This is a genomic window from Allobranchiibius sp. GilTou73 (genome assembly GCF_021391335.1).
Taxonomy (GTDB): domain Bacteria; phylum Actinomycetota; class Actinomycetes; order Actinomycetales; family Dermatophilaceae; genus Allobranchiibius; species Allobranchiibius huperziae.
The window spans coordinates 510,465-535,426 of sequence record NZ_CP090051.1 but is presented as its reverse complement, the minus strand read 5'-3'; the positions used below and the strand labels follow the sequence as shown (position 1 = coordinate 535,426).

General features: G+C 69.6%; 26 protein-coding genes. 16 read left to right on the top strand and 10 right to left on the bottom strand.

Going from position 1 to position 24,962, the window contains the following annotated elements:
• Positions 1 to 51: 51 nt before the first annotated feature.
• Positions 52 to 1,074, bottom strand: coding sequence for a UDP-glucose 4-epimerase GalE (galE, locus tag LVQ62_RS02580; RefSeq protein ID WP_233764405.1), 1,023 nt, complete (start codon positions 1,072 to 1,074; stop codon positions 52 to 54).
• A 73-nt stretch (positions 1,075 to 1,147) separates the two neighbouring features.
• Here galE and LVQ62_RS02575 point away from each other — a divergent pair, with 73 nt between their 5' ends.
• Positions 1,148 to 1,717 (top strand): DivIVA domain-containing protein, encoded by a 570-nt coding sequence (locus tag LVQ62_RS02575; protein WP_233764403.1) that lies wholly within the window; start codon positions 1,148 to 1,150, stop codon positions 1,715 to 1,717.
• 43 nt (positions 1,718 to 1,760) lie between these two features.
• Here the strand turns inward: LVQ62_RS02575 and LVQ62_RS02570 are convergent, their stop codons facing one another.
• The 4 genes from LVQ62_RS02570 to LVQ62_RS02555 all read right to left on the bottom strand — a co-directional run bounded on the left by LVQ62_RS02570 (position 1,761) and on the right by LVQ62_RS02555 (position 4,807).
• Positions 1,761 to 3,158, bottom strand: a complete 1,398-nt coding sequence (locus tag LVQ62_RS02570; RefSeq protein WP_233764402.1) for an HNH endonuclease signature motif containing protein — start codon at positions 3,156 to 3,158, stop codon at positions 1,761 to 1,763.
• A gap of 83 nt (positions 3,159 to 3,241) precedes the next feature.
• Complete coding sequence (locus LVQ62_RS02565; RefSeq protein WP_233764401.1) at positions 3,242 to 3,616, bottom strand: DinB family protein; 375 nt, start codon at positions 3,614 to 3,616, stop codon at positions 3,242 to 3,244.
• A 136-nt stretch (positions 3,617 to 3,752) separates the two neighbouring features.
• Positions 3,753 to 4,328, bottom strand: a complete 576-nt coding sequence (locus LVQ62_RS02560) for a helix-turn-helix transcriptional regulator (RefSeq protein ID WP_233764400.1) — start codon at positions 4,326 to 4,328, stop codon at positions 3,753 to 3,755.
• Entirely contained in the window at positions 4,304 to 4,807 is a 504-nt protein-coding gene (locus tag LVQ62_RS02555) for a hypothetical protein (RefSeq protein ID WP_233764399.1), read from the bottom strand. Before LVQ62_RS02555 ends, LVQ62_RS02560 begins: the two co-directional genes overlap by 25 nt.
• A gap of 102 nt (positions 4,808 to 4,909) precedes the next feature.
• Here LVQ62_RS02555 and LVQ62_RS02550 point away from each other — a divergent pair, with 102 nt between their 5' ends.
• Positions 4,910 to 5,698 (top strand): hemerythrin domain-containing protein, encoded by a 789-nt coding sequence (locus LVQ62_RS02550; RefSeq protein ID WP_233764398.1) that lies wholly within the window; start codon positions 4,910 to 4,912, stop codon positions 5,696 to 5,698.
• Between the two features lie 11 nt (positions 5,699 to 5,709).
• Here LVQ62_RS02550 and LVQ62_RS02545 read toward each other — a convergent pair whose 3' ends face one another.
• The 4 genes from LVQ62_RS02545 to LVQ62_RS02530 form a co-directional block, all read right to left on the bottom strand.
• Entirely contained in the window at positions 5,710 to 6,279 is a 570-nt protein-coding gene (locus tag LVQ62_RS02545; RefSeq protein WP_233764395.1) for a hypothetical protein, read from the bottom strand.
• Between the two features lie 20 nt (positions 6,280 to 6,299).
• A complete protein-coding gene (locus LVQ62_RS02540; protein ID WP_233764394.1) occupies positions 6,300 to 7,952 on the bottom strand; it encodes a hypothetical protein in 1,653 nt (550 codons plus the stop codon).
• 136 nt (positions 7,953 to 8,088) lie between these two features.
• Complete coding sequence (locus tag LVQ62_RS02535) at positions 8,089 to 8,625, bottom strand: hypothetical protein (protein WP_233764388.1); 537 nt, start codon at positions 8,623 to 8,625, stop codon at positions 8,089 to 8,091.
• A 148-nt stretch (positions 8,626 to 8,773) separates the two neighbouring features.
• Entirely contained in the window at positions 8,774 to 9,502 is a 729-nt protein-coding gene (locus LVQ62_RS02530) for a helix-turn-helix transcriptional regulator (protein ID WP_233764386.1), read from the bottom strand.
• 65 nt (positions 9,503 to 9,567) lie between these two features.
• Between LVQ62_RS02530 and LVQ62_RS02525 the strand changes: the two genes are divergently transcribed.
• The 5 genes from LVQ62_RS02525 to LVQ62_RS02505 all read left to right on the top strand — a co-directional run bounded on the left by LVQ62_RS02525 (position 9,568) and on the right by LVQ62_RS02505 (position 16,293).
• A complete protein-coding gene (locus LVQ62_RS02525; protein ID WP_233764376.1) occupies positions 9,568 to 10,977 on the top strand; it encodes an MFS transporter in 1,410 nt (469 codons plus the stop codon).
• Positions 10,978 to 11,046: 69 nt separating this feature from the next.
• Positions 11,047 to 11,454: a DUF6328 family protein gene (locus LVQ62_RS02520; RefSeq protein WP_233764374.1), complete on the top strand. Its 408-nt coding sequence runs from the start codon at positions 11,047 to 11,049 to the stop codon at positions 11,452 to 11,454.
• A gap of 138 nt (positions 11,455 to 11,592) precedes the next feature.
• Positions 11,593 to 13,518 (top strand): protease pro-enzyme activation domain-containing protein, encoded by a 1,926-nt coding sequence (locus LVQ62_RS02515; RefSeq protein ID WP_233764371.1) that lies wholly within the window; start codon positions 11,593 to 11,595, stop codon positions 13,516 to 13,518.
• 179 nt (positions 13,519 to 13,697) lie between these two features.
• Complete coding sequence (locus tag LVQ62_RS02510) at positions 13,698 to 15,674, top strand: S8 family serine peptidase (protein WP_233764370.1); 1,977 nt, start codon at positions 13,698 to 13,700, stop codon at positions 15,672 to 15,674.
• Positions 15,675 to 15,828: 154 nt separating this feature from the next.
• Entirely contained in the window at positions 15,829 to 16,293 is a 465-nt protein-coding gene (locus LVQ62_RS02505; RefSeq protein WP_208050991.1) for a hypothetical protein, read from the top strand.
• Here the strand turns inward: LVQ62_RS02505 and LVQ62_RS02500 are convergent.
• Positions 16,280 to 16,501: a hypothetical protein gene (locus LVQ62_RS02500; RefSeq protein WP_233764369.1), complete on the bottom strand. Its 222-nt coding sequence runs from the start codon at positions 16,499 to 16,501 to the stop codon at positions 16,280 to 16,282. The genes LVQ62_RS02505 and LVQ62_RS02500 overlap by 14 nt on opposite strands.
• Before the next feature lie 37 nt (positions 16,502 to 16,538).
• On the opposite strand from LVQ62_RS02500, the gene LVQ62_RS02495 reads away from it, so the two are divergent.
• The 9 genes from LVQ62_RS02495 (at position 16,539) to LVQ62_RS02455 (ending at position 24,947) form a co-directional block, all read left to right on the top strand.
• Positions 16,539 to 16,778 carry a hypothetical protein gene (locus LVQ62_RS02495; protein WP_208050989.1) on the top strand — a complete coding sequence of 80 codons (240 nt, stop codon included), beginning with the start codon at positions 16,539 to 16,541 and terminating at the stop codon, positions 16,776 to 16,778.
• Positions 16,779 to 16,858: 80 nt separating this feature from the next.
• The gene (locus LVQ62_RS02490) at positions 16,859 to 17,761 is read left to right on the top strand and encodes a L,D-transpeptidase (RefSeq protein WP_233764368.1); all 903 of its coding nucleotides are present in this window, start codon (positions 16,859 to 16,861) and stop codon (positions 17,759 to 17,761) included.
• 38 nt (positions 17,762 to 17,799) lie between these two features.
• Positions 17,800 to 18,507, top strand: a complete 708-nt coding sequence (locus tag LVQ62_RS02485; protein ID WP_179478350.1) for a hypothetical protein — start codon at positions 17,800 to 17,802, stop codon at positions 18,505 to 18,507.
• 108 nt (positions 18,508 to 18,615) lie between these two features.
• Positions 18,616 to 19,638, top strand: coding sequence for an NUDIX hydrolase (locus tag LVQ62_RS02480; protein WP_233764367.1), 1,023 nt, complete (start codon positions 18,616 to 18,618; stop codon positions 19,636 to 19,638).
• A 62-nt stretch (positions 19,639 to 19,700) separates the two neighbouring features.
• Entirely contained in the window at positions 19,701 to 20,213 is a 513-nt protein-coding gene (locus LVQ62_RS02475; RefSeq protein ID WP_208050986.1) for a general stress protein, read from the top strand.
• Positions 20,210 to 21,307, top strand: a complete 1,098-nt coding sequence (hisC, locus tag LVQ62_RS02470; RefSeq protein ID WP_179478354.1) for a histidinol-phosphate transaminase — start codon at positions 20,210 to 20,212, stop codon at positions 21,305 to 21,307. The genes LVQ62_RS02475 and hisC overlap by 4 nt, the downstream gene beginning before the upstream one ends.
• 95 nt (positions 21,308 to 21,402) lie before the next feature.
• Positions 21,403 to 22,605, top strand: a complete 1,203-nt coding sequence (locus LVQ62_RS02465; RefSeq protein WP_233764364.1) for an MFS transporter — start codon at positions 21,403 to 21,405, stop codon at positions 22,603 to 22,605.
• A gap of 171 nt (positions 22,606 to 22,776) precedes the next feature.
• Entirely contained in the window at positions 22,777 to 23,958 is a 1,182-nt protein-coding gene (gene pdhA, locus LVQ62_RS02460) for a pyruvate dehydrogenase (acetyl-transferring) E1 component subunit alpha (RefSeq protein WP_233767621.1), read from the top strand.
• Positions 23,958 to 24,947 carry an alpha-ketoacid dehydrogenase subunit beta gene (locus LVQ62_RS02455; protein WP_179478359.1) on the top strand — a complete coding sequence of 330 codons (990 nt, stop codon included), beginning with the start codon at positions 23,958 to 23,960 and terminating at the stop codon, positions 24,945 to 24,947. The genes pdhA and LVQ62_RS02455 overlap by 1 nt, the downstream gene beginning before the upstream one ends.
• Positions 24,948 to 24,962 lie beyond the last annotated feature (15 nt).

Below are 24,962 nucleotides of genomic sequence, written 5' to 3'. Positions count from 1 at the left end.
GGCGTGGCGCGCCGTAGAGAGCGCGCGACGACCCTGCCTGTCGGGCGGTGGTCAGCTCGCCGGGTAGCCCTGCGGATTCTCCGACTGCCAGCGCCAGGTGTCGGCGCACATGTCGTCGATGCTGCGGTGCGCGCTCCAGCCCAGCTCCTCGTGCGCGCGCGTCGGGTCGGCCCAGTACGCCGGAAGGTCGCCGGGGCGCCGTCCGACGATCTCGTGGGCCAGCTCGTGGCCGACCGCACGCTCGAAGGCGTGCAGCAGCTGCAGCACCGAGGTGCCGGTGCCGGTGCCGAGGTTGAAGGCGCGCACCGGTTCGGACATCGAGTCCAGGTGTTCGAGCGCCGCGACATGCCCGGCGGCGAGGTCCTCGACGTGGATGTAGTCGCGCTCGCAGGTGCCGTCGGCCGTCGGGTAGTCACCGCCGAAGATGCTCAACTTGTCGCGCCGTCCCACGGCCACCTGGGCAATGAACGGCATCAGGTTGTTGGGGATGCCCGAGGGGTCCTCGCCCATCCGGCCGGAGGGGTGCGCGCCGACCGGGTTGAAGTAGCGCAGCAGCGCGACCGACAGGTCAGGGGTGGCCGCAGCGGTGTCGGTGAGGACCTGCTCGATCATGACCTTTGTACGGCCGTAGGGTGACGCGGCCGAAAGGGGCTGGTAATGCTCGTTGTACGGGACGGGCGCATGGTCGCCGTACACCGTCGCGGAGGAGGAGAAGACGAATCTTTGTACGCCGTGGCGGCGCATGGCGGCCAGCAGCGAGAAGGTGCTGTCGAGGTTGTTGCGGTAGTACTCCAGCGGCTTGCCGACGCTCTCGCCGACCGCCTTCAGGCCCGCGAAGTGGATGACGGCGTCGATGGGCTGCTCGGCGAACACCTGGTCGGTCTTGTCGGCGTCGCACAGGTCGATCGCGTGGAGGGGGACGTGCTGGCCGCTCACCTGCTCGATGCGGTCGACGGCCGACGGCTTGCTGTTGGCAAAATCGTCGGCGAGCACGACATCATGGCCGTGGGCGAGCAGGTTGACCGCGGTGTGTGAGCCGATGTAGCCGGCCCCGCCGGAGACGAGAACTCGCATGGCAAGGGATCCTACGGGCACCATGCGAGGGTGTCGGAAGCTCTCGAGGAGCACAGCAGAGCCGGAGGGGAGCATGAACACACCGTGGACGTCCACGCACGTGGACACCGTCCGTGCCGCACGATTGCCACGCCAGCGGGGTGGATACAGCGTCGAGGACGTCGACCGGCAGCTCGCCCGGATCGCCATCCTCATGCGCCAACAGCGGCCCGTGCCGCAGGTGTCGACACTCGCGCTGCGCCGTTCCCGGCTGCGCGAGGGCTACACCCCGGAAGCGGTCGAGGCGCTGCTCGCGCACGTCGCGGCCTGGCAGCACGACTTCGACCTGGCCTCGCCTCCGCCGAACCCCCAGCAACCCACGTCGACGGACGACCGGAGCGGTCGCCGCGAGTGGACCGGCAAGCAGCAGGACTGGGTGCGGGAGATCTGCTTCGCCCGACGCACCGGCACCCGCGCGTACGACGAGGGTGAGGTGGACGCGTTCCTGGACCAAGTGCTGCTCGCGATGGCCAAGGGCGAGGAGCTGCCGCGGATCGAGACGGTGCGCTTCTACCCGCCGAAGCGTGGTCGGGGTGGTTACGACGCCATCGCGGTCGACGTCTTCCTGGACCAGCTCGGCACCATCCGCCCGATCCTGCGGTGATTCAGGCGCACTCGAAGTTTGCTGTCGATTCCTAATATTCGATTCAGGCAGTCAGCTGCATTAGTTCTGCCCTGATCATCGCCTCGGGCCTGGTTTCGTAGATTCGGCCCGTAGGGCTGGGCCACGTGCATTCCCCATTGTCAGTCATGCGCACCCGCCAACCCGGCTCGTGTTTTGCTCGATGGTGGTGGCGGCACAGCAACTGCAGATTGGCGGGCGTCGTCTCACCGCGCGGCCAGGGGATGACGTGGTCGGCGTCGCAGTTCTTCGGTGGCGCGGTGCAGCCGGGGAAGCGGCAGTGCTCGTCCCTGGTCTCGACGAACCTGCGGATCGCGACAGTGGGGGAGTAGGTGCGAGTGGTGGTGTCCAGGTGCGTGCCGGCGCCCAGGTCGGTCAGCACCCGGGCGATCCGGGTGCCGAGCTCGGCCGTGAGGCGCCGGACGGTGTCGCCGCAGATCGTCCCGACGCCGGCGACGTCGACGTCCCCGATCGCGCTGACTGCGCTCGGCTCGCCGTTCCCCGGTGTGCGGTCGACCGGCACCTGGAAGACGACGGTCGTCTCGATGTGCGCATTGGCGAGGATGAGGTCGGTGAGGGCGTCGGCGCGGCATTGCGCGAGGGTCTTGCCGGTCGTGGTCTCTGCATGCAGTTCACGGGCGAGGGCATCGACCGCGGCGTACGCCGCACGCGCGCGTTCGGTGGGCAGCGTCGCGCGCAGATCGGTGTATCCGGCGTGTGCGGAGGGAGATACGAACACCCCGACCACGTCACGGGCGGCGGCGCTGTGCTGGGTCTCCGCGGCGATCGGGTCCAGGCGGGTCAGGAGGGTGCGGGTGCGCCGGCTGACCTGCGTCGGGGTCCACCCGGTGACGCCGCGGGCTATGAGGGTCTCCACGACATGGCTCGCGATGTGGTCGGGCGCGTAGGCCAGGATCTCGGTGATCCGGCGCAGCCGCCAGGAGTCGATCGCGCCCGCGCCCATCAGGTCCAGCAGGGCCGGCGCCACGGTGACAGCGTCGACCGCGTCGCCGACACGTGCGGTGGCCTGCCGTTCGCTCCAGCACATGGCGGGTGCGAGGTCGGTGTCGGCGAACTCCTCGACGTGGCCGATGCCACGGTCGATCTCGAGGTCGGTCCCGTCGGCGCCGGTTGTCCGTTCAGTCGCGGCGTACTGGGCGACGCGCACGGTCTGCACCGCGGTGGCGGCATTAGCGATCGCTGCACATTCGGCTGCCTGCGATTCCAGCTCTCCGAGGTCGAGTCGGTGGCGGTCAATCTTCGCCTGCGAATAAACCGCGGCGAGCACGCCGCGACACCATTTCAACGCTTGGGCGACGTCGAGGTTATCGATATTCGGAGGCATTCCCACGGCGCCATGAGAATCGAATTCCTGCGGCACGTCCCGGCCCCGATCAGCGGTGGTTTCGGGAGGCTGCCTCATTTATGGATCATACACCTGTTCGCATCTCAGCGCGACATTCTTACAGATATTCTTCGCCCTCTATATGGAACGCCCCGAGCCGGTCAATCATCTGCCGAGATTCCGGTTTCCGGCTGTCCGATGATCGACGCGAGATCGCGCACGGCGTAGCGATGATGCGCCCCTTCCTCTTTGAGGATGGTGTGTAGACAGGCGAGCATCGACACGCGGCGGTCGGGGGCCCATGGGTGCCTGCACGACCGGGCAAGATCCTGCGCAGTGAGGTCTGCGATGAAAACGCGCACCATCGCGACCCGCTCCGCTCGTACGGCGAGGATCTCGTCGTACGGCGGGGTCGCATCGATGAAAACGGACAAGTCATAGCCGTCGGTCTCGTATTCGGCGTTCGGTAGACCGATCGGGTGGTAGGGCCGTTCCCCGCCCAGGATCGCGCGACCCAGCCAGGTGTCGGTCGCCATGATCAGATGCCGAAGGGTCTGCGCGTACGACCATTCGCCCGCCACCGAGACATCGACAGTGCCCCTCGGCATCGAAGCGACCCGCTTGCCGTTGCCATGGTGCCTCTCCTCGTCGAGGTGCGTTGCCGCCGAGAGGTCAGCGCACGACGAGGCTGCTGACCATCTCGCGCCTGCTGTTGACGCCGAGTTTGGCGAAGATCGACTTCAGGTGGTCCTGCACGGTGTGCGGCGACAGGTGCAGCGCGGCGGCGATGGCCGACGTCGCGGCGCCCTGCAACACCATTGCGGCGACGTCCTGCTCGCGACGGCTGAGTCCGCGTGCGGCGAGCGTCATCGCGCAGATCTCGGCGGCGGTGGTGTCGTCGATGGTCACCACCACGTCATCGGGTGGTGGAGCCGCCTCGTTCGCGGGGCCCGCGGCGAACCTGGTCGCTCGCACCGTCAGCCAGGAGCCCGAGCGGCCCATGGCCCGGGTCATCGCGAGCTCCGGCGTGCTGCGCGCGGCTGCCGTTGCAGCCAGCACGGTCGCGGGAAGGGATCCGTTGTCCCAGCCGCCGAGGTCCTCGATCCGCGCTTCGGCCGCGGCGGTGATGTTGGCAACGCGGTCGGCGCCGTCGACGATGATGACGGACGGCCTGCCCGCCGGGTCGGAGCCGGTGCGGCGGGGGCTGAAGGCCGCACCGCGGATCAGGTCGGCGATCTGGGACTGCACGGCCGACACCACCCGGGCGTCGGCCGCCGTGAATGGCGGCTCGGCGGTGCCGCGGTAGATCGCGAGGGCCCCCAGATCAATCCCTGCGCACGGAACGTCACGCGCAGTTCATCGGTGAACCCGAAACTGGGAGCGAGGAATTCGCGGAACCGGCGGCATTTCTCAGGTGCCCCGCCGGTGTCGATCGAGAGCACCCCGACCGGGTCGGGCCGCGTCGCGATCTGACTGAACTGGTTGATGTCCGGGCCGCCGTACTCCGCTGCGGCGAACTCCTCGTCGCCGACCGCCAGGGGCCTGGTCTTGTAGGTCCAGCTGATCAACCCGGTGGACGGGTCGGTGGTGGCCAGGCAGCCGAAATCGAAGGGCACATGGCGGCGTACGGCGGAGCAGATCCGCGCGGCGAGCGCGCTCAGATCTGTGTCACCTCGGGCGCCGACGGTCAGCTCGTCCGCCAGCGACCGGTGCCGCTGCGTGGTCACCGGACCATGGTGACCCAGCTCCCCGGAGCGCGACAGCGTTGCGGCGAAAGTCCCCACATTTCTGGGATGGTGCGGACGAAGCGGCGTCCCGATTCTGGAGGCATGAACACCGACACACACAGCCACACCACCCGATGCTGGTGGAATGCGGAGCAGGCCCGATGGGTCTGCCGGCCCGTGACCGACACGGCGGAGTCCGTCGTCGACACGGTCGACATCATGGCCGACGACGAAGCGCCACTCGTCGACGTGCGGGACATGATCGTGGTGCATACCGCGATGCTGCGCGAGTTCCGCCTGCTGCCCGCGGCTGTCGCCCGGGTCGAGCCGGGCGCGCTGAAGCGGGCCGTGGTGGTCGACAGGCACCTCGGCTTCCTGTGCGACATGCTGCACCACCATCACGCCGGCGAGGACGCCCTGCTCTGGCCGACGATGCGCGAGCGAGTGCCCGAGCAGGCGGCCAGGCTGATCGACGAGGTCGAGAGCCAGCACGTCGGTCTGGATGCGGCGTTGAACGATGTCGCGGCGGCCCGCGCGGGGTGGCGCAGCCATGTCGACGCCGTGCACCGCGACGAACTGGTCGCCAGGTTGCGAACGTTGTACGACCTGTTGAAGGCGCACCTGGAGCTCGAGGAGCGCAGCGTGCTGCCGCTTGCGGCAGCCGTACTCACCGAGGCCGAGTGGGCGGCGATCGGCGAGGCGGGAGCAGCCGGACTGCCGAAATCGACACTGCCGCTGGTCTTCGGGATGTTCGCCTACGAGGGCGATCCGGTCGTCCTGCAGGACATGTTGAAGGCAGCGCCGGCGCTCCCGCGGATGGTGATCCCGCGTATCGCGCCGCGGTTCTACGCTCGCCGCGCGCTGCAGGTGCACGGCACGAGACAGCCCTGAGCGGGTCCGTCTCAGGCCGGAGCGTGCAGCTTGTAGACCTGCACCTGGCCGCTGCTCCACACCAGGTCGGCCAGCGTGCGCAGCCGCGAGGACACCTGGCTGGCCGTGGTGTCGGCGAAGAGGTACCGCACACCCTTGCCGTACAGGGTGTCGAGCACCTCGGGCGTCGGTGCGCTGAACGCGGCGGCGTTGAGGCGCAACCGTGCCGGGTCCCAGAAGCTCCGTCGGTACGCGGTGTGCGGGTCGTGGAGCACGTTCGCCTGGTTCTGGTCCTCGTAGGCCCAGCCGCCGAGGTAGCTGTTGCGCTCGGTGAGGCCCTGCACCCAGTACGCGCGGTCGTCGCAGTGCGGCACGGTCACGGTGCCGACACAGTAGATGTTCGTCGCGATCAGGTCGTCCTGCGGCGTGTGGGCCGCGACCCAACGCGCCCCGGCGACCTGCGCTGTCGCGAGGTGCCCGGCGTACGGCGGGGTGCGGGAGCGGGTGGACTGGGCGTACTGGCCGACCGTGAGCAGCGTCGGGAGCGCGGAGGCGATCAGCACACCGCCCGCGACGCCCGCGATGAGCACTCGGTGCAGCACGGGTCGGCGGCGTATCAGTCTCAGCAGGAACGCGATTCCCACCACGACAAGACCGACGAGTAGTACGACGGCGGCCGCCCTTTCGCCGAGGCGGTGGGCTGGTGCCCACCGCCGAGGATACGGGCGACCGCCACGAGCAGCGTGCCGAGCACGCCGAAGCCGGCGACGGCCGTCACGATCCGCCATCGGGCAGCCGGCCGGGCGCGCGCCACGACGGCAGCGAAACCCCACACTCCGAAGACGGTCCACAGCGGATCGGTGCCGCGCACGAAGTAGTACTGGGATCCCTGCGGGTGGTCGATGACCGACAGCGCGATCTGCGCCGCGATCTCGACCCCGATCAGGATCCACACTCCGGGATCGGCGACATGCGGTCGGCGGAGGAGGAAGAGGCCGACCAGGCCGTAGCCGACCTGCAGCACGATCAGCACGAGCAGCAGCACCGCTAGTGCGCGGTGCTGCAGGTGGGAGTGGGAGGAGAACTGCTGGAACACCTTCAGGGAGCGCACCGTCGCATCCGGTCGGAAGGTCGATCCGCTGGTGCCTCCGGCGACGAAGCGGGAGCTGACCGCGATCACCACTGCCACCACAGCTGTGGCGCACGCGGCCGCGGTCCGTCCTGTGCGGCGTACGAGGGCGAGCAGCAGCGCCAGCCCCGCGCCGCCGAGCACCGTCGGCAATGACGACGACTTGGCTCCGGAGAGTCCGATAGCGAGGAATACGAACAGGACCCAGGTGCCGGCGGACGCGCGCGCTCGACATACGTCGATCAGCAGCCAGACGGTGAGCGCGATGAGCGGCAGCGAGAACATCTGCGACGGGGACAGCGGGATGTAGGAGTCCTGCGCGATCCCGGGCAGCCACTGCAGGAGAAGGAAACCCGGTGGTACGAGGATGAGCACGGCCGCGAGCAGCCCCGCCCAGGCGCGCCGGGTCAGGTGCGCGGCCAGCAGGTAGGTCGTGGCGGTGAGCGCCGCATAGATGGGCAGGTACCAGAGCCGCGCGGTGACGGTGAGCACGTCGACACCGGACACCAGCGAATCCGCTGCCATGTGCGCGTTGGAGAACCAGTGGTACTTCAAGGTCTGGTCGCCCAGCTGCGGCACGACCGGCGGCACCGAGTGCCGGGCATCGGCGCTGATCGCGGCGTGCCAGTAGAGGTCCTGGTACCAGCGGCGAGTGCTCGGCGGCAGCGGGCTGACGCGGAAGGTGCCGTACGCGAGCAGCCCGATCGACACGACGTACGCCGCGGTCAGTCCCCAGGCGACGGGCACCGGCGTGCTGCTCTCGTAGCGCCCGGGTCGCAGGTGCACCCGCAGCGCGGGAACGGCGGCGAAGACCGCGAGCACGATCAACGGGTACGCCGCGAGCCAACCGCCCACCCCGAGGCCCACGAAGATCGCCCAGGCCACCAGCTGCACGACCAGGCCGACCACGAACGCCCAGGTGACCTCGCTCAGCAGGTCGCGTGACCGGCCCCGCAGTGCACGGTGGACGAGCGCTCCCGGCAGCAGGATCGACCAGAGGGAGGCCAGGAGATAGCGCGCGATGTCTGCGGACGAGACGCCGTACAGCGACGCGACGACCCAGCTCGCCGCGACCGCAACGACACCGGCGGCGACCCCCGAAGCCCTGCGGACATGATGAATCCGTCCCCCACCCGCGTCTGGCACGCACCGATCATCGCAGCGGAAGCTGCAAGCTGGCGCAACGTCCGGCGGGTTATTGCTGGACGTCGGCCGAGCGGCAAACGGCCGCCTCCGTACGACGCGTCGTACGGAGGCGGCCATATCGATGCTGTGGAGTCGGTCAGGCGTGCGTCCCGCGCGGCACCACGTAACGCGCGTCGGCGGTGAATCCGGTGTTGCTCGAACCCGTCGCGGCGCAGCCGACCGCTCCGTTGTACGACACGTGGCACGGCAGGCCCGAGACCGTGAAGGTCCAGTTCGCCGGGATCACCGGTGCGTGCAGACCGCCGTCGATCGGGAGACGGTGGGGCGTGGCCCAGGCGTTGGAGGCCTTGGTCGGGATGACCTGCACGTCCGTGGCGCATCCCCAGGTCCAGGACCGGCTGGACAGCTGGATGTCCTCCAGCGCAGCGTTGCCGCAGATCTTCTTGGCCTGCGTGCTCGTCACGCCGTACGGCCGCGCCGTGTTGAACATGCACTCGACGCCGCCGGTGTGCACCTCGCACAGCACGCCCCTCTGGCCTGTCGTGAACGTGTCACCCGTGTGCAGAGCCAGGATCGTGGTGCCAGCCGCGTGTGCCGGTGCGCCCATGCCGACCATTCCTGCCGAGGCGGCGAGGAGGACCCCTGCTGACAGCGCCACCTTGTGAATCTTCATGCGTTTCTTACCCCCTGGTGATGTGCGCTCTCGCGCTCCCTGATTCGCTGCGGCGACCGGGATTCGGCGTTGCGGCGAGTGATGTCACGAAGACGCCCGGCAGGACGAAAAGGTTGGGTGCCGTGCAGCCCGCGCCGATGACTGCTGCTCAGAGGGCCTGAATCCCGAACGTCGCTGCCAGGCCTTCGCGTCCGGCCGGCGTCAGGTCGACGGCGCGGTGCGCGGGCGAGCGGCGTACCCAGTCGAGGGCGACCATCCGGTCGAACAGCCCACGCCCGAGCGCACCGCCCAGGTGGTGCTGCTGCTCGGTCCAGTCGATGCAGTAGCGGATCGCGCGGCGCCTCGGTGCGAGCGTGACGCGGAAGTCGTCGAGGAAGGCCCGACCCGCGTCGGTCAGCTCGTAGTCGATCTCGCTGCCGGCGCCCTGCGGCCCTTCCTTGGGGGTGCGCTGTCCGTCTCCTCCGGTGAGGTGGTGCCGCTCGAGCATCGATGTCATCAAGGCCACCCCAAGGCGCCCGGCCAGGTGGTCGTAACAGGTCCGCGCCGTCCGCAGCTGGGCCGCGCGGGTGCCCTGGCGCAGCGACTGCACGGGGCGGCGCGGCGCGAACGGTTGCAGCGTCTCGATGAGCCGGCCGACCTCCGGACCGGCGAGACGGTAGTAGCGGTACCGGCCGTGCGGTTCGACGACGAGCATCCCGGCGTCGACCAGGCGACGCAGGTGACTGCTGGCGGTGGCCGCGCTGACGCCCGCCTCGTCCGCCAGCCGGGAGGCCGGGAGCGTCCGGCCGTCGTCCAGTGCCAACAGCATCCGGCACCGCCCGGGGTCGGCCAGCACCGCGCCCACCGCGGACAGATCCACGTCGCCCAGTTCGCTCATCTCTTCACGGTAGGACCGGATCGCTTCGACGGCGATCGAAGGGATCCGTGCCTAGCGTCGGGCACATGAGCGACTCGAGCCGTCGTACCGGATCCGCCGCCCTGGCCCTCGCCGGGACGAGCCTGGGGTACGGCGTCGTCCAACTGGATGTGACCGTCGTGAACGTCGCGGTGTCCTCGATCCGCAACGACCTAGGCGGCAGCATCAGCGCGGCCCAGTGGGTGGTCGACGCCTACACGGTGACCTTCGCTGCACTGATCCTGTCCGCGGGTTCGCTGGCCGACCGGATCGGCGCCAAACGGCTGCTCATCGTCGGATTCGCGGTATTCACAGCGGCATCCGTCGCCTGCGGCATTGCTCCGAGTCTGGGCTGGCTCATAGTCTTCCGCGCCGTGCAGGGCATCGGTGCGGCCGCCCTGGTGCCGTGTTCCCTGACGGTCCTCAACCACGCCTACCCCGACGACGCGGGCCGGGCGCGCGCGGTCGGACTGTGGGCGGCCGGTGCGAGCATCGGACTCTCCGGAGGGCCGCTGCTCGGCGGTGCGCTGATCGCGGCGTCGAGCTGGCGGCTGATCTTCCTGATCAACCTTCCGCTCGGGACCTTGGGCGCAGTGCTTATCGCCCGGTACGCAGAAGAGACCTCGCGATCGCCGCGCGCCTCGATCGACCCGCCGGGTCAACTGTTGGGGGTCGTCACCCTGGGGGCGCTCACGGCCGCGGTCGTCCAGGGCGGGGCACGCGGCTTCGCCGATCCCGTCGTGCTGGCCGGTCTGGTGGTCGCGACCGGTGCGGCGATGGGCTTCGTCCTGGTCGAACGACGCCGCGCCGCACCGCTGTTGCCGCTCGGCTTCTTCCGGTCGCCGACGTTCGCCGCCACGACCGCCATCGGGCTGGTCATCAACATCGCCTTCTACGGCTTGATCTTCGTGCTCGGCATCTACTTCCAGACCGTCCGCGGCTACTCCCCGCTGGCCACCGGTCTGGCGTTCGCACCCACCACGGCGGTCGTGCTCATCGCCAATATCGCTGCGGGCCGGTTGGTTTCCAGCTTCGGCACCCGCATGGTGATAGCCGCGGCGGCGTCGGTCTTCGCCGTAGCGCTCGTGGCGATGCTCTTCGCAGGCCGCAGCACGCCGTACCTCGCGCTCGTCGTGCAGCTCACGCTCCTCGGCGCGTCGCTCGGTGTCATCGTGCCCGCCATGACGTCGGCGCTGCTCGGGTCGGTGGACCGGGATCGGTCGGGCATCGCATCCGGTGCGTTGAACACCGCTCGGCAGACGGGCAGCGTGATCGGGGTGGCCCTCTTCGGCGCGTTCGCCGCGCACTCCGTCGTGCACGGCCTGCGGGTCTCGCTGGTGGTCGCCGCAGTCCTGGCCGTCGTCACGGTTCTGCTCGCACTGCCGCTTCACCCCGCCGCGTCCGCCGTCGGGGACAGACTGGGCCATGACCGATCACACGTCCCCCGACAGGGGTGAGACCGCCACCGAGCGGATGGACCGCAACTGGGAGGAGTTGCTGCAGGAGCTGGCGTCACCCAGACGGGCGTGCAGATCCTGGCCGGATTCCTGCTGACGCTGCCCTTCCAGCAGCGTTTCGGCACGCTCGACCGCCTCGAACGAGGTGAGTACGCCGGCGCCGTCGTCTGCGCGGTGAGCGCCACCATCTTGTTGATCGCGCCGGTCAGCTCGCACCGGCTGCTCTTCCGCCGACACGAGAAGGACGTGCTCGTGGCGCTCGCGAGTCGACTGGCGAAGGCCGGGCTGGCCGCTCTCGCCGCGACCATCGTGTTGGCAGTGCTCCTGGTCTTCAGCCTGCTCGTGGGCCAGGTCGCCGGCCTCGTCGCAGCGGGAGTGGCCGTACTCAGCTTCATCGGGTTGTGGGTGATGCTGCCGCTCAGCGCGAGCCGGTCCGCCCAGCGGCAGCGCTCCTCGGCGCCGTCGCCGGGAGCGTGACCCGCATCGGCAGGGGAATCGGGTGGGTTCTCATCCGCTGTCGAGGTGGGTGCCCGAACTAGAGTCACGCGCGGTGGGTGCCGTTGTTTCTCAGTCGCGCCCGCCGTTTCCGCACCCCTCGTGAAGGGCAGTCCCGCCGTGAATCGTGTGCACCTCGCCGCCGCCACCGCCTTCGTCACCGCGGTGTCCCTGACGCCCGGCGTCACCGCCGCTGCGAGCGCTCCGTCCGCCGGCCGCACGATGTTGGTCGACTCCGGTGTGATCGGTGGCGCATCCGGTGCCCGTGTGCACTTCGGCAGTCCGGCGCCCGATGCGACGCCGATGTCGCTCACGCTGCAGCTGCCCTTGCGCAACCAGGCGCTGGCAGACCGCCTCATCGCCCGCGGCACCGTGCTGAGCCAGGCGCGGTACGCGGCCCTGGTGGCGCCGTCCGCCGCCTCGATCGCCCGGGTGCGGTCATGGGCGACCGGTCGTGGCTTCACCGTCACGTCCGTCAGTCGCAACTCCGGCCAGGTCAGCGTCGAGGCGAGCGTCGGACGGGTCGACTCGGCGTTCGGCGTGCGCGTGCACTCCGCATCCCTCGGCACCCGCCGCGGGCTCGCGGTCACCAGCAATCCGACCGTGCCGAATTCGCTGGGCCTGAGCGGGATAGCGGGCCTGAACGCTCTCGGCCGGGCGCACACGACCCACATCAAGCTCCCGACCCACGCCCGATCGGCCGCTCCCACGAGCGGGCGGGTCGCGCCGAAGGCCGTCTCGGACGGATCCAAGGCGTGCGCGACGTACTGGGGCAGCCACCTCTATCCGAGCGCGTCGGGCCAGAAGTTCGCGCTCGAGTCCAACTACCTGTGCGGCTACCTGCCCGCCGATCTGTCCACGATGTACGGCGTGCAGGCCGCGCAGTCCAAGGCGCCGGCCATCGGGCTGCTGCTCTGGGGCAACGAACCGGCCATGCTCGCGCAGACCAACAGGTACATGAGCGCGTACGGATACCCGCAGCTGAAGACCTACGTCACGAACGTCGCGGCCAGCAACGCCCAGGTCCAGGCCCGCCACGCCGACTGCGACCCCTACAACGCCGGCGGTGAGACCGCACTGGACGTGCAGTCCTCGCACGCGATCTCGCCCAATTCGCCCATCTACTACTACGGCGCGAAGAGCTGCTACGACAACGACCTGTCGACGGAGCTGCAGCTCATGGTCGACCAGCACAAGGTCTCGACCATCTCGATGTCGTTCGGTGGGTACCAGGACGACGCGGGCAGCCTGATGCCCGCCGACCGTGCGGCGTACGACCGCGCGCTCCAGCAGGCATCCCTCACCGGCATCAGCACCTTCGCGGCCAGTGGCGACGACGGCGACAACTCCACGCAGACCACCGATGCCGCCCCGCACGTCGGCTATCCGGCGAGCAGCGCCTATGTCACGGCAGTCGGTGGTACCTCGATCGGCTACTACCAGAACGGAACTCGTGCGGTGACAGCCGGGTGGGAGGATCAGTTCCTCGCGCAGCCGAGCCCCACCGCCGTACCCACCTCCGTGGTCCCGAACCACGAGATCTACGGCGCGGGAGGGGGCGTGAGCTCGGTGTCGACCATCCCGACGTGGCAGAAAGGCGTGGTCTCCGGTTCGACGACGCACCGCGTGGTCCCCGATGTCGCTGCTCTCGCCGACCCCTACACCGGCTACCAGATCCGCGACACCTACTACACCGAGAACGCGAACGGCGTGCCCACCGGCGCGGGCGTGGAGGAGTACGACACGTACGGCGGCACAAGCCTCGCGACGCCGATCGTCGCGGCGATCGTGGCGCTCGCCAAGGCGTACAACAACGTTGCCGTCGGCCTGGCGACACCGAGGCTCTACGCGATGCTCGGCACCTCGGCGCTGCTGGACGTCAACGCTCCGAGCTCGGCGGGGGTCTACTACGAGTCCCCCTCTTACGGCAAGGAACTCGTCGTCCTCGACGGCAAGCCGCAGAATCTGGTCACCAAGGCGGGCTGGGATCCGGTCACCGGGGTCGGAGAGCCGAACGGGATGAGCTTCATCGCCGCGTTCCGCTGAATGGGAGATCTTCTCGGATGGGTTAGGAGCGACGCCCACCGCGAGCCCACTTCCGTGGTTATTGTGTGACTCGCGCAGCCGCGAGTGAGGGGTAGGGGTCGGGTAGGCCTTAGGTGTTCGGCCGCACGAGCTCGCTGCTTTCCGTCATAACAGTCCCGATTAGGAGAAGTGACAGGCAAATGAAACGTCGCAGTCTGGCCGCGGTCACCGCAGTCCTCACGACAGCCTCCGTGGTGCCCGCCGCGGCAGCTCTGGCCGCCACACCCAACGGAGCGAAGACCACGCTCTCCAACTCCTCGGTTTCGACCAGCGGACTTCGCCTCGGCGCGAACGCCCCTGGTGCGACCGCGATGTCACTGACCTTGCAGCTGCCGCAGCGCAACGCGGCCCTGATGGCACGGATGACCGCCGCCGGCGCCGTGGTCAGCACCGCTCGTTATCGCGCGCTCTTCGCACCCACCGCGGCGCAGCTCGCACACGTCACGTCGTTCGCCAAGTCGCATGGCATGGTCGTGGACCAGGTCGATGCCGCAGGCGGCCAGGTCATGGTCCACACCACCGCTTCGCACGTGAGCAGTGCCTTCGGCGTCACCGTCCGTCGGGCCAGCGCCCACGGCGTGTCCGGGGTCGCCGCGATCGGTACGCCGGTCGTCGACCGGTCGATCGGTCTGAGCGGCGTCGCCGGTCTGAGCACCCTGCGCAGGGCGAAGGTCGACAACGCCCACCTGGCCGGGTCGTCGCGGAAGACCATCAACCGCACTCCCAGCAGCAAGGTGTCGGGCGGCCCCCGCGGGCGCATCTCGGCGACCGCCACCGATGGCAGCACCGACTGCGCCACGCACTGGGGCGACCACCTGCAGCCGTCGGCGCAGGTCTACGCCAAGGAGTCCAACCTCATCTGTGGTTACGTGCCGCAGGACCTGGCCAAGATCCAGGGCATGACGACCGCCGTGCAGACGAATGCTCCGTCCATCGGGCTGCTGCTCTGGGGCAACGACCCCAACATGCTGTCGGAGACCAACACCTACATGGCAGCGGCCAAGTACCCGGCGCTGAAGAGTTACACCGCATACCCGGCAGCGACCAATGCGCAGATCCTGGCCACCCAGCCCGGGTGCGACCCGTACGGCGCCGGATCCGAGCAGTCGATCGACGTGCAGTCCTCGCACTCGGTGTCGCCGAACTCGCCCATCTACTACTACGGCGCCAAGAGCTGCCAGGACGCGGACCTCACCTCCGAACTGTCGAAGATGGTCAACGACCACAAGGTCTCCACGATCTCGATGTCGTTCGGTGAGGCCTACGACCAGGGTCTGACCGCCGCCGACAAGGCCGCCTGGGACCGTCCGCTGCAGCAGGCCAACCTGACCGGCATCAGCACCTTCGCCTCCAGCGGTGACAGCGGCGACAACTCCGACGCTGCCGGCAACGACCTCGGTGCTGGCGGCAACCCGGACAACAAGCCGCACATCGGCTACCCGGCCTCCAGCACCTACACCACTGCGGTCGGTGGTTCATCGGTCGGCCTGTCCGCTGCGGGTTCGCTGGTCGCCGACGTCGGCTGGGAGGACGCCTACTACCAGCAGAAGAGCCTGAGCTCGACGGCCAAGACCCGTATCAACTTCCCGGTCGACGGTGCCGGTGGCGGCGTCAGCCAGGTCTCGACGATCCCGACGTGGCAGAAGGGCAAGGTCACGACCTCCACCACGATGCGCGCCGTGCCCGACGTCGCCGGGCTCGCCAACCCGTACACCGGCTTCACGGTGCGCGACACGGCGTACCCGGAGTCGAACGGTGTCCCCACGGGCCCCGGCGTCCAGGAGTACGACACCTACGGAGGCACCAGCCTGGCCTCGCCGATGGTGGCTGCGACGGTCGCACTCGCCAAGGCCTACAACAAGGTCTCGATCGGCAACGCCGCGCCGCGGCTGTACGCCCTGCTCGGCACGTCGGCACTGCGGGACCTGAACGGCGTCAACACCGCCGGCGCCTTCGTCCCCAGCACCAAGTACCCGGCAGGCGTGATCATCAGCCTGGACGGTCACCCGATCAACTCTCTCGGTCGCCAGGAGAACCTGGTGACGGCCAAGGGTTGGGACAATGTCACCGGCGTCGGTGAGTTGAACGGCCTGAACTTCATCAAGGCCTTCAAGTGACCCACTGATCCATCTGGGAGGGGCCCGCGAGTAACTACTCGCGGGCCCTTTCCGCGTCCCCACCCAACCCGGCGGCGGCGCGGATCGTCGTAGTGAATGAGGGCGGCCGGCGATGACCGGCAGGTCACGGGTGGGCCGTCCACGAAGGAGCTTCATGAATTCGTTCCGCGCACTGCCCTGCGCAGCTGCCATCGCCCTGACCGCCGGCGTCCTCGCGGGGTGCGGATCCGCGAACGCACCGGGCGGCTCCACGACGACCACATCCTCGTCGGCACCATCCTCAACATCGTCGAGTGCGACGTCCTCGCCCACGGCCGGCGGATCACCAACGGCCAAGGACGTCACCCTCACCGGCACGGTCAGCGGCGACCGGTTGCCGTGCGTGCGGCTGCATACGACCGACGGGCACCAGTACGTGATCACCGGTGCTGTGCCGGGGAAGCTCTACACCGTGGCGCACTCGGGCGGATCCCGCACCTCGATCACCGCGCAGCCCTCGCCCCCGCAGACAGCGACGGTCACGGTTGTCGGCCACACCGCATCGGGGCTGATGAACACGTGCGGGGGCACCACGTTCGTGGTCAGTTCGGCGACCATCCACTCGATCACCACCGGTTGAGCGCGATGACAACGCCGACGACCCGCGCGATCGCACTGGGCGCGTTCGGCGTCGTCCTGCTGGCTGGCTGCGGCTCGGCGTCCGTGGGAAGCCCCTCCACATCGGGCGTTCCGACCTCGAACGCACCGACCTCGGGTGCCACCACGTCGCCCGGCCGCCCGAGCACCCCGCGGTCCTCACCGCGCGACAGTTCGCCCGGCGACGTCACGTTGCGGGGCACTGTCAGCGGCGACGGTCTGACCTGCGTGGGATTCAGGACGACGGACGGCAAGAGGTACGCGCTCGCCGGGCCGGGGCTGCCGGCCAAGCTGGTCTCGGTCGCGCACTCCTTCGGCCGTCGTACATCGCTCAGCTCCGCACCCGGCGCCGCGCAGATCGCCACGGTCACGATCGTCGGTCATCCGGTCGAGGGTGCGATGAGCACCTGCAGCGCGACCGTCTTCTCCGTGACCTCGGCGCAGATCGACTCTGTCAGGACCAAGTGACGACACCGGATCCCCGGAGGTTCGGCGGTTAGGATTCCCAGCGTCGCGGGCTCCCGCGACCGCGGCGTGATGAGGGGCAGATGGCAGGCAGGTTCGGTCGTGACAGCGGGGCGGCCCAGCGCATGGGTGTGCGCGTCGCAGGGGTGATCGCAGGATTCGTGGTGCTCGCACTCGTCGTACTCGGGGTGCACGCTCTGCGGGGTGGCTCCGGACCGGATGCCGCGACGTCCACGCCACCCTCCGCCGGCTCGTCGTCGGGTTCGGGCGGCTCCAGCTCCGGTGCCACCTCGTCCGCCGTGGTGCCGGTGCCGCCGGTGAGCGCCGCGCAACTCGCCGCGCTGCCGCGATCCACCACCTTCACCACCGTGCACGGACTGCCGAGCTCATCGGGGGCGACCAGCGACGGGAACGTCGTCCGGATCGCGCACGCCCAGGTGGGATTCGATGCTCCCGGTGGCAGCCCGAAGGTCGTCATACCGGCAACGCAGCTCGGTCTGGACACCTGGCTGCCGATCGTCGACCGCAGGTCGGGTTGGTACCAGGTGCGGCTGCCGTCGCGCCCGAACGGTTCACTCGCGTGGATCCCGGCGGCCGGCATGCGGACGGCGCAGACCGACTGGCGGGTGCACATCTCATTGGCCGCAGGACGCATGACCGTCATGAAGGGCACGTCGCAGATGGGGGAGTGGACCGTCGGCCACGGGAAGGACGCGACCCCGACGCCCGTGGGACAGACGTTCCTGCTGGCCGGATTCGTGGATCCGAGCGAGACCTTCTCGCCGGTCATCTATGCGTTGGGCGCGCATTCGGACTCGTTGGACACCTTCGGAGGAGGTCCGGGGACCGTCGCCGTACACGGGTGGCCGACAGCGGCGGGTCGAATCGGGAAAATCTCTCACGGTTGTGTCCGCGTTCCAGCCGCTGCGCTCTCAATGTTCGCTAAGTTGCCTACGGGGACACCCGTGGACATCACTGCCTCCTAACACTCAGAAGCACTTTCAGCACCGAGAAGGGAAACTCGATGAAGCGCAATACCGCGCTCTTTGGAGCCTCAGCTGCCGTGGGCATCACGGCCGCAGCCGGTCTCATCATCACCAGCGCGACCAGTTCCGCCGCGACCGCGACCGTTTACGGCGTGGCGTACGCGACCGACACCGCCTCGCACGGCTTCGCATTCGGCAACATCGCTGATCCTGACGGGCAGTTCGTCGCCTCCGCGAAGGAGCAGGACGGCGTCTCGGTCGTCGCGTATTCGATGCCGTTGCTCAATACCCCGACCATCGGTGTCGCGACCGGATGCACCAACGGCAAGCCGGCTGTCGTCGTCAGGGGCGGGGGCGCCGCCGGCACCTACACCGCGAAGACCACCGTCTCGGCCGCCAAGTTCACGGGCAACGCGAACGCGGTCGGCACGGTCACCTTCCTCGCGAGTGCGGGCAGCATCACCGTCGGTGCCTACTACAGCCCGAACCAGCCGGGTCAGTACGTCGAGATCGGCGGTGTGAGCGGCTGTGCGGCTGCCACCACCACGTCGACGAGCACCAGCACCTCGACCTCGACCTCGACCTCGACGAGCACGTCACCGACGTCCACGTCGACGGGCACGTCGACCTCCACCTCGACGAGCACGTCGACCGGCACCTCCACGCCGACGTCGACCGGCACCTCGACGGCCACTCAGCCGCCGACCCCGACGGCCACCACCACCACGCTGCCCGTCACCGGCTGACGCACCGCACCTGAGGCTTCGGCCCCGGGCGAGGCCCCCGCACGCATCGCGCGGCGGGGGCTTCGTCGTACCCGGATGGGTCGCCGGCGCCCGCCGTAGAGTGCTGCCATGCCGACACCCCCACCCCAACCGACGCTGCGCGACGGATCCCTGGTGCTGCGCCCGTGGACCGACGCCGACCTCTCCGGGCTGCGCCGAGGTGCACTGGACTCGGGCTGGTTCGAGACGGATTCGGTCGCGGGTGGCAGCGCTGACGCAGGTGCGGCCGAGGCTCTCGTCCGCTGGCAGGCGGGCTACGACGACGACCGGTCGCTCAACAGCGTGCTCATCGAAGTCGACGGCAACGTCGTCGGCGGGATGCTGCTGCGCTCCACCGGCGCTGACACCGCCGAGTTGTCCTGGCAGCTCTTCAAATCCGATGCCCAACTGCTCGGCGCGCAGGCGGTGCAGGTCTTCCTGCGGCATGCCTTCGACGATCTCGGCGTGGTGCGCATCGAGACGCGGATCGCCGCGGACGACCTGGGCTCCGGGCGGATCGCGGCGCGCGCGGGGATGCTCAAGGAGGGCACCGCCCGGGCGGCCGCGGCGACCGCCGACGGCCGGGTCGATCAGGTGATCTTCGCGCGGCTCGCCACCGACCCCAGCGTGAGCGAATGGGGATCGTTCGCGCGGGTGCTCAACACGACGCTGCCGATGAAGCGGGCGATCGCGCAGGCCTTGATCCGCAACGACGCGGGCGAGGTGCTGCTGTGCCAGCCGACCTACAAGCGCTTCTGGGATCTGCCCGGCGGCGTGGTCGACCCGGCGGAGTCCCCGGCCACGGCCGTGCTGCGCGAGGTCCACGAGGAGTTGTCGCTCGACGGGACCGTGCGCTCGCTCGCCGCGGTCACCTGGCTGCCTCCGTGGCGCGGGTGGGACGACGCGACGCTCTTCGTCTTCGACGTGCGCGTGACCTCCGAGCCGGGGGCGCTGCAGCCGCGGGAGATCAAGGCCGTGCACTGGCGCGCCGTCGCCGACGTCGGGGCGCACACCGCCGACTACACCGCGCGTCTGATCGAGCGGTCGGTGCGCGCGATCGACGACGGGACCGGCGCCGTCTACCTGGAGAACGCCCACGACCCGACCTGGTGAGCGCAGTCTTCGCGGGCCGAATGTGGGTGGGCAGGCGCGGGACTCGATGAGAGACTGACGGCATGAGCAATCAGAATCCGATGCAGGCAGCCCGTGCGTCGCTGCTGGCCCTGGAGTACCCGCAGTCGCTCGGGGTGTACGACGACTACCTCGGCGCCCAGCGCGCGGTGGACTTCCTGTCCGACCGGGAGTTCCCGGTCGAGAACTGCATGATCGTCGGCACCGACCTGAAGCAGGTCGAGCGGGTGACTGCCCGCCTCACCTGGGGCCGGGTCATCGCCAGCGGACTCGCGTCCGGCGCCTGGATCGGCCTGCTCTTCGGTCTGCTGCTCTCCCTCTTCGACGCCGGCAGCAACAAGCTCGGCGTGATCATCGGCGGCATCCTCTTCGGTGCGTTCTTCGGTCTGGTGTACGCCGCGGTCGGTTACTCGATGTCGCAGGGACGGCGCGACTTCACCTCCGTCAGCACGATCGTGGCCACCCGCTACGAGGTGCTGGTCGAGCACAAGTTCGCCGAGCAGGGACGCGACCTCCTGTCCCAGCTCGACGCCGGCCTGCAGCGGCCCCAGGCATGACCGTCGAGCAGGAGCGCGCGTCCGACACCGTCGCGCTCCGCCGGGCGCTCGACGCGGTCCCGGCGTACCGGCCCGGGAAGCCCGCGGCGGCACGGGCCGATGTGACGTCGTACAAGGTCAGCTCCAACGAGAACCCCTACCCGCCGCTGCCGTCCGTGCTGAAGGTCGTGCAGGAGGCGGCGACCCAGATGAACCGCTACCCGGACATGGCGGTCACCGCGCTCACCGACCGGCTCGCGCAGGAACTGAACGTCTCGGCCGACCAGATCGCCACCGGCACCGGCAGCGTCGGTGTGCTCGCCCAGCTGCTGCAGATCACCTGCGACCCGGGTGACGAGGTCGTCTACGCCTGGCGCAGCTTCGAGGCGTACCCGATCGTGGTCGCGCTCGCGGGCGCCGTGTCGGTGCAGGTGCCGCTCGACGCCGACGCCCGGCACGACCTGCCCGCGATGGCCGACGCGATCACCGACCGCACCCGGCTGGTGCTGGTCTGCACGCCCAACAACCCCACCGGGCCGGCGGTCGGCGCCGCCGAGCTGGAGGAGTTCCTGGCGCGGGTGCCGCGTGACGTCCTGGTCGTCGTCGACGAGGCCTACCTGGAGTTCGGCCGCGACGAGTCGGCGGTGCGCGGGCTGGACGTCCTCGCCCGGCACTCCAACGTCGCGGTGCTGCGGACCTTCTCCAAGGCGTACGGGCTCGCCGGACTGCGGGTCGGGTACGCCGTGGCGCAGCCCCGCGTCGCCGAGGCGCTGCGCAAGGCCGCGACGCCGTTCGGGGTCAGCGACATCGCCCAGCGCGCGGCGATCGCGAGCCTCGACGTGCGCCACGAGCTGCAGGAGCGGGTGGACGACCTCGTCGCCGAACGCGACCGCGTCGTGGCCGCACTCGCCGAGCAGGGCTGGACGATCCCGGACTCGCAGGCCAACTTCGTGTGGCTGCCGCTCGGCGAGGACACTCTCGACTTCGCCGCCGCGGCGGACGAGGCCGGGCTGACCGTGCGACCGTTCGCCGGCGACGGCGTCCGCGCCACGATCGCCGAGCGTGCGGCGAACGACCGGCTGATCGAGGTCGCGGCGGCGTTCCGCAATCGCTGAGCCCGCTCCGCCGAGTGGCATAGAAATGTGCCGAGTGGCGCACCTGTACCGGGTGCACCCGAAATATAGGTATGCCACTCGAGAGGGGTAGGACGATGGCCGTGCTCGACCGGACCGATCAGCCCCGCCTCGGGTACGCCGCCGTGCTGCGGGTGACCGGCGCGCGTCAGTTCCTCTTCGGCTCGGCGATCGAGCGACTGGGCGGCGCGATGTTCGGCGTCGCCGTCGTCGCGATGGTGTCCGCACGGACCGGGTCCTACTCGCTCGCCGGCGCGGTCTCCGCGGGTGCGCTGGTGGTGCTCGCGATCACGGCGGCGATCATCGGCCGTCTGGTCGACCGCTACGGCCAGCGGCGGGTGACCCTGCCTCTGGTGGTGTGGTCGACGCTCTGGTCGGTCGCAGTGGTCGCCGTCTCGATCACCGGTGCGCCCGCGTGGACCTTGTTCGTCACCTACGCGATGTCCGCCGTCGTCGGCACCACGGGCACCCTCAGCAGGGCGCGCTGGTCGCACCTGCTCGGCGACCAGCCGGGCATGCTGCACACGGCGATGTCGCTGGAGCAGGTCATCGACGAGCTGGCGTTCGTCGGAGGGCCGGCGATCGCGGTGGTGCTCGCGACGACCGTGCTTCCCGAGGCCGGCTACATCGCGGCCGCGTTCTTCTTCGCTGTCGGTGCACTCGTCTTCCTGGCCCGCACCGACACCGAGCCCCCGGTCGACCAAGTCACCCACAAGAGCACGAGGTCGGTGCTGCGCATCCCGGGCGTGCTGGTGGTGTGCGCGGTGTCGTTCATGATCGGCGGCATCTTCGGCGCCAACGAGATCGTCACCATCGCCACCGCCGCCGAGCTCGGCCACAAGGGCGCTTCGGGCCTGATCCTCGCGCTCTACGCATTGGCCTCGGCGCTGGCCGGCGTCGTCTACGGGGCTCGCGAGGACGCCGTACCCGCGCATCGCGCGCTCTGGATCGGGGCCCTGGCGATGTGTGTGCTGGAGGCACCGGTGCTCTTGGTCGACAGCATCCCGCTACTGGCCGTGGGCCTCACCCTGGCCGGGATGGCCACCGCGCCCACCCTGATCGTGACGATGAAACTCGCCGGATCGCTCGTGCCGGGCAACCAGGTGACCGAGTCGATGGGGATGGTCTTCACCGCCATGATCATCGGCATCGCCGCCGGATCCTCCCTCGGCGGGATCGTCGTGCAGAGCGCGGGCGGACACGCGGGGTACGTCGTCCCGGTCGTGGCAGCGGGGCTGGGCGCGGCGCTCGGATTCGTCTTCAACCGCCGGCTGCGCTGACCCGCAGGCCGTGGCGAGCGAGCGTCGAACCCGGGGGTAGCCTTCCACCTGTGACCGGCGCTACAACGGCGTGGCGCCGTCATCACCGGACGGCGACCCTGGACGGTGGTGACGAGCCGACCGACCACCGACACCACCGTGCCGGAGCGAAGAGGAGCGAGCGTGACCCAGATCCCGGACGTCGCCGTGCACCACGAGACCGTGGTGCCACAGGCCCAGCAGGACATCACCGACGGCGGACCCGACATGGTCCAGTTCGTCGACGGCGAGGGGACCCGCCTCGAGCGGACGCCCGCCAACACCCCGTACGCAGACATCGTCGAGGCGCTCACGCCCGAGGACGGTCGCTCGATGTACCGCGATCTGGTGCTCGTACGACGCCTGGACGCCGAGGGCCACGCGCTGCAGCGCCAGGGCGAGCTCGGCCTGTGGCCCTCGCTCCTCGGCCAGGAGGCCGCCCAGGTCGGAGCCGGCCGCGCGATGCGCTCGCAGGACTTCGCCTTCCCGGGTTACCGCGAGCACGGCGTCGCCTGGTGCCGCGGGATCGAGCCGGAGCAGCTGCTCGCGCTCTTCCGCGGAGTGGACAACGGCGGGTGGTCGCCCTCTGAACTGAACTACCACCTCTACACGATCGTCATCGGCAACCAGATGCTGCACGCCACCGGCTACGCCATGGGCATGCAGCGCGACGGAGTCGTCGGCACCGGCGACGAGGAGCGCGACGCCGCGGTCATGGCGTTCACCGGGGACGGCGGCACCGCGCAGGGCGACTTCAACGAGTCGCTGGTCTTCGCCGGCGTCGCGAACGCGCCGCTCGTGATCTTCGTGCAGAACAACCAGTGGGCCATCTCCGAGCCGAACTACAAGCAGTTCCGCGTGCCGCCCTACCAGCGCGCGCAGGGTTTCGGCTTCCCCGGCATCCGGGTCGACGGCAACGACGTCCTCGCGGTGTACGCCGTGACGAAGGCCGCGCTCGACAACGCCCGGTCCGGACAGGGCCCGACGCTGATCGAGGCGTTCACCTACCGCCTCGGCGCGCACACCACCTCCGACGACCCGACCAAGTACCGCTCGGCCGCGGAGGTCGACATCTGGCGCGAGAAGGACCCGATCAAGCGGATGCGCGGCTTCCTCAGCCAGAAGGGCTACGCCGACGACGCGTTCTACGAGTCGGTCGACCGGGAGGCCGACGAGCTCGCCGTCCGCGTGCGGACCGCCTGCCAGAACATGCCCGAGCCGAGCCAGGAGCGGATGTTCGACGAGATCTACGTCGACCCGCATCCCGTGGTCGAGCGGGAGAAGGCTCAGTTCCTGGAATACCAGGCAGGTTTCGAGACGGAGGGGGCGCGCTGATGGCCGCGCAGAAGATGACCCTGGCCAAGGGCATCAACGCCGGGTTGCGGGCCGCCATGGAGGCCGACCCGAAGGTGCTGCTCATGGGTGAGGACGTCGGCAAGCTCGGCGGCGTCTTCCGCATCACCGAGGGCCTGCAGAAGGACTTCGGCGAGGACCGCGTCGTCGACACCCCGCTCGCCGAGTCCGGCATCGTCGGTACGGCGATCGGGCTGGCCATGCGCGGCTACCGCCCGGTCGTGGAGATCCAGTTCGACGGCTTCATCTACCCGGCGTTCGACCAGATCGTCAGCCAGCTCGCCAAGATGCACGCCCGCTCGCGCGGCGCGCTGCGGCTGCCCATCGTCATCCGCGTGCCGTTCGGCGGCGGGATCGGCGCGGTCGAGCACCACAGCGAGTCCAACGAGGCCTACTTCGCGCACACCGCAGGCCTGCGGGTCGTCGCGTGCTCGGACCCGGCGGACGCCTACTGGATGATCCAGCAGGCCATCTCCAGCGATGACCCGGTGATGTTCTACGAGCCCAAGCGGCGCTACCACGAGCGTGCCGAGGTCGACCTCGACCCGCAGTCCGGGTCGCGACTCGGCCTGCACGACGCGCGCGTCGTGCGCGACGGCACCCAGCTCACCCTGCTGGCCTACGGCCCGACCGTCAAGACCTGCCTGCAGGTGGCGGATGCTGCTGCGCAGGAAGGGATCTCGCTGCAGGTCGTCGACCTGCGATCGCTGTCCCCGCTCGACACCGAGACCATCGACCGGGCCGTCAAGAGCACCGGCCGCGCCATCGTGGTGCACGAGGCCAGCACCTTCCTGGGCCTCGGTTCGGAGATCGCGGCACACATCCAGCAGGAGTGCTTCCACCACCTGGAGGCTCCCGTGCTGCGAGTCGGCGGGTACAACATCCCCTATCCGCCGAGCCGCTTCGAGGAGGAGTTCCTGCCGGGACTCGACCGCATCCTCGAGGCCGTCGACCGTTCTCTCGCTTACTGATCCGCTGGAAGGGGC